4 protein-coding genes are annotated in these 3,693 nt (G+C 68.7%); all 4 read right to left on the bottom strand.

Annotated features, from left to right (window positions below):
* Nucleotides 1-533, bottom strand: a 533-nt coding sequence (locus tag PKE44_RS16425) for a response regulator (protein WP_324553348.1), incomplete at its 3' end; no start/stop codon positions are given.
* A 519-nt stretch (nt 534-1,052) separates the two neighbouring features.
* A complete protein-coding gene (locus tag PKE44_RS16420; RefSeq protein ID WP_324553345.1) occupies nt 1,053-1,811 on the bottom strand; it encodes an NRDE family protein in 759 nt (252 codons plus the stop codon).
* A 72-nt stretch (nt 1,812-1,883) separates the two neighbouring features.
* Nucleotides 1,884-2,600 carry an OmpA family protein gene (locus PKE44_RS16415; RefSeq protein WP_324553342.1) on the bottom strand — a complete coding sequence of 239 codons (717 nt, stop codon included), beginning with the start codon at nt 2,598-2,600 and terminating at the stop codon, nt 1,884-1,886.
* Nucleotides 2,601-2,793: 193 nt separating this feature from the next.
* Nucleotides 2,794-3,651, bottom strand: coding sequence for a rhodanese-like domain-containing protein (locus tag PKE44_RS16410; protein ID WP_324553339.1), 858 nt, complete (start codon nt 3,649-3,651; stop codon nt 2,794-2,796).
* Between the last annotated feature and the right edge of the window lie 42 nt (nt 3,652-3,693).

The following is a 3,693-nucleotide window of genomic DNA, read 5'->3' as shown; positions in this document are numbered from 1 at the left end:
ATCGTATGCACCTGCATCCAGGCGCGGGCGTTGGCGGTCAGCAGCGTGTGCAGACGCTCGATTCCGAGCTCCGACTTCGACCAGTAGTCATTGATGTCATAGTGCTCCATGACCTCACGTACCGGCGCAAAACCCGGCTGCCCGGTCACGAGCACGATGCGCAGCTCGGCATTCCCGAGCACTTCGCGGACCGCCCGGGCCAGCCTGAGACCCGCGTCGTCCGTTTCCATGACCACATCGAGCAGCATCACCGCAATGTCCTGCTCCCTGGCCAGGATTTGTGCGGCCTCGGCATGACTGCCGGCCTGCAGCAGTTCAATCTTCCTGCCGAGCACGCACATGCCGGAAAGAGCGAAGGCCATGGAGCGCTGGAAGTCGGGGTCATCATCGACAGCCAGCACCCGCCAGAGATCAGGATCCGTGTTGGCACTGGAAGCCAGCGTCTCCAGCGGCTCTGATTCTGACAGGAAGACAAAATCATTCCCTTCCCCTTCCGACGACGATGAAGAGGGCACCAGTTCGTATTGCGTCATGATTGCCTCACAATTGCATGCTTGTAGCGCCCATCAACTCCGCACTGGCAGAATGCCTGAAAGCAATTCTGATCCATCCCGGACATTTTCCATGAATCTGGCGTGATTCATGCGTTCAATCACCTTTGATCCTTGAGATGCAGGTTCAATCATTACCAAATATATAGTATTTTCAATACGACAACTGCAGCAGTAATGATTCACGATTTATAGGTAAGCAATCTGGAAATGGCATTTTTTTGACACTCATTCAGCCTGTCATTGAAACACCTCGCACCGTCAATAAATCGTCAACAACCTGACGACCTCGAACGAATTACCGCATCTGCCCGTTCAGGACATGGCTTTCAGCGATCTTTTCAGGAAGTCCGCACGACACGCCTGAGCGATGCCGGCTTACCGCCGGCCCCGTGCGCTTCATTGCAATGACCCCGGAGAGGGTGCAGGCGCTCGGTTTCACCGGTCACCGCACGCCGGCGCGCCGCCGCCGGGCAGCGCTCATCAGCGCGGTGCCGGGTGTCACCCCACCCGCAGCCGGAACGCCCGCTCCTCGCCGCTGCCGGCCTCGCGCTCGATCATCTCGACCCTGCCATCGGCCCGCCACAGCAGCACCAGCGAGCCGCGCGTGCCGTAGGTCGGGCTGACGATCCAGGCCGGAGACAGCAGGCGTTCCCATTCGGGCGACACGCCGGTCGAGGGCAGTTCGGCGTCGGGCGGGCGGCTGGTGTCGGCAAGCAGCGTGAACAGGGCTTCCGGGTCCGGGCGGGTGCCGGCTTCGAGCAGGGGCTGCAGGCCCGCCTTGCCGCGGCGCACCTTCGGCCACGGCGTATCGAGCAGGGCGTTGCTCAGGCCGTGCACGCCGGCTTCCACGGCGCGCGGCCTGCCGTCGCGGCTGCCGTAGTACCAGAGCCCGGCGGCCGGATCGGCGGCGAGCAGGTTGAAGCCGTTGTACGGCAGGCCGGCGGCGGCCACGTCGTCGAGATAGGCCGGGGCCGTCTGCGTGCCGCGCAGGAAATCGCCGACCAGCGCGCCGCGCGACGGCGCATCGGCGCGCATCCGGGCGGGATCGCGGTAATTGGTGATCGCGGCGAAGCGGCCGCTGCGGGTGATGCCGGCCCAGGTGCCGCCGGCGGCGAGATCACGCCCGGCGAGCAGATCCGGGGCATCCTGCCACCAGCCGAGCGGCAGGGCCGGGCGGGCGTAGAACTCGTCGCGGTTGGCGGCGAGGATCAGCGGATAGTCGGGATGGACGCGGTACGCGAACAGGATCAGGCACACGGACGTCGCTCCGGCAGCGGGCAGGACGGGCGCCGAGCATATACCCGCCGTCCGTGCCCGCCGCCGTGACCGTCAGTTGACCGGCTCCAGCACGATCTCGACGCGACGGTTGCGCGCGCGGCCTTCCGGCGTGGCGTTGCTGGCGATCGGCATGTCGTAGGCGAAGCCGCGCACGATCATGCGGCCCGAGGGCACGCCGAAACCGCTCAGCGTGTTGGCAACGACAGTGGCGCGGTCATACGACAGACGCTCGTTCAGCTCGCGCGAGCCGGTGTTGTCGGTGTGGCCGCAGACGCCGATGCGCGTGCGGTCGGCCGAGGCCAGCGTCGGCGCGATGCGCCCGAGCGCGGAACGGCCGCCGCTGCTCAGCGTCGACTTGCCGACCGGGAAGGTGATGCCTTCCGGGAAGGTCAGGATGACGATGTTGCCGGAGCGCGAGACGATGACGCCGGTGCCGGCGAGCTGCTGGCGCAGTGCCTGCTCCTTGTTGTCCATGTAGGCGCCGATCGCGCCGCCGACCACGGCACCGCCGGCCGCACCGATCAGCGCCCGCTTGCCCTTGCTGTGGCCGGTCGCGGCCCCGAGCGCGGCACCGGCGACCGCGCCGATCAGCGCGCCGGTCGCGGTGTTGTTGGTCTCGGCGGTGTTGACGAAGCCGCAGGCGGTCTGCGTGCCGGCCGGCGGCGCGACCGAGGCCGGCTGCACGCAGCCGGTGGCGAGAAACGCCAGCGCGGCGATCAGGCCGAAGATGGAGCCGGTTTTCAGAAAGGACGCATGCATGAAACGCATGATGGGCGGGTCTCCCGTGAAGAAACATTCGTCATTGTGGTGAGGCGGTTTCAGCCAGCCGGCCCCAGCGTAGATGACGCCGGCAGCGGCGCAGGAGCGGAGCCGCAGCATCGGGTCCGGGATTGCGCATTCCGCCCGTGCAGACCGTGCCGGGCGATGCGATATGGACTCCGATCGACTGCGCCGGCGATGCTCAGGGTTCGGCGCCGGTCGCGACCGGGTTGGCCGGGTCGCGGATCCATTCGCTCCAGGAGCCGGCGTAGAGCTTCGAGCCGGTGAGGCCCGCAGCCTCCATCGCCAGCAGATTGTGACAGGCGGTGACGCCGGAGCCGCACATGTGGATCACGCGCGCCGGGGCGCGCTCGCCGAGCACGGCGCCGAAGCGCGCGGCCAGCGCCGCCGGCGGCAGGAAGCGGCCTTCGGCGTCGAGGTTGCCGTCCTGCGGCAGGTTCAGCGCCCCGGGCACGTGGCCGGCGACCGGATCGACCGGCTCGGTCTCGCCGCGATAGCGCGCTGCGGCGCGTGCATCGACCAGCGACTCGCCGGCCGCGAGTGCGGCCTTCAGCGCCGCGATGCCGAGCCAGCGCGCATCGTCGGGCTGCACCGGGTAGTCGCTGGCCGCGACCGCGGGCGCGGCGTCGGTCAGCGGCAGGCCGCGGCGCTGCCAGTCCGGCAGGCCGCCATCGAGCACCGCAGCCCGCCCGTGCCCGACCCAGCGCAGCAGCCACCACAGCCGGGCCGCGGCCATCGCACCGCCGGCCGCGTCGTAGGCGACGACGAAGCTGTCCGGGCGCACGCCCCAGCGCGACAGCGAGGCGGCGAACGCCGCCGGCGCCGGCAGCGGATGGCGGCCGCTCATGCCCGTGACCGGGCCGGCGAGGTCGGCATCGAGATCGGCGTACCGGGCACCGGGCAGGTGTGCCGCGGCCCAGGCCCGGGGGCCGGCGGCCTTGTCCATCAGGTTGAAGCGGCAGTCGATGACGACGAGATCGGGATCATCGAGGCGCGCCGCGAGCGCGGCGGCGTCGATCAGCGGGTGCGGGGTGCTCATCGGGCGGAAATCTCCTGCGGCTCGGAAGGCGAGCGCACTCTA

It is taken from the genome of Plasticicumulans sp. (assembly GCF_035331805.1).
Taxonomy (GTDB): domain Bacteria; phylum Pseudomonadota; class Gammaproteobacteria; order Competibacterales; family Competibacteraceae; genus Plasticicumulans.
The sequence above is the reverse complement of the archived record's forward strand: the minus strand, read 5'-3'. Positions and strand labels throughout refer to the sequence as shown.

What these genes read in the sequence shown, in the direction of transcription:
- PKE44_RS16415 (WP_324553342.1), bottom strand. Translation starts at nt 2,600, where the DNA reads ATGCGTTTCATGCATGCGTCCTTTCTGAAAACCGGCTCCATCTTCGGC.
- PKE44_RS16410 (WP_324553339.1), bottom strand. Translation starts at nt 3,651, where the DNA reads ATGAGCACCCCGCACCCGCTGATCGACGCCGCCGCGCTCGCGGCGCGC.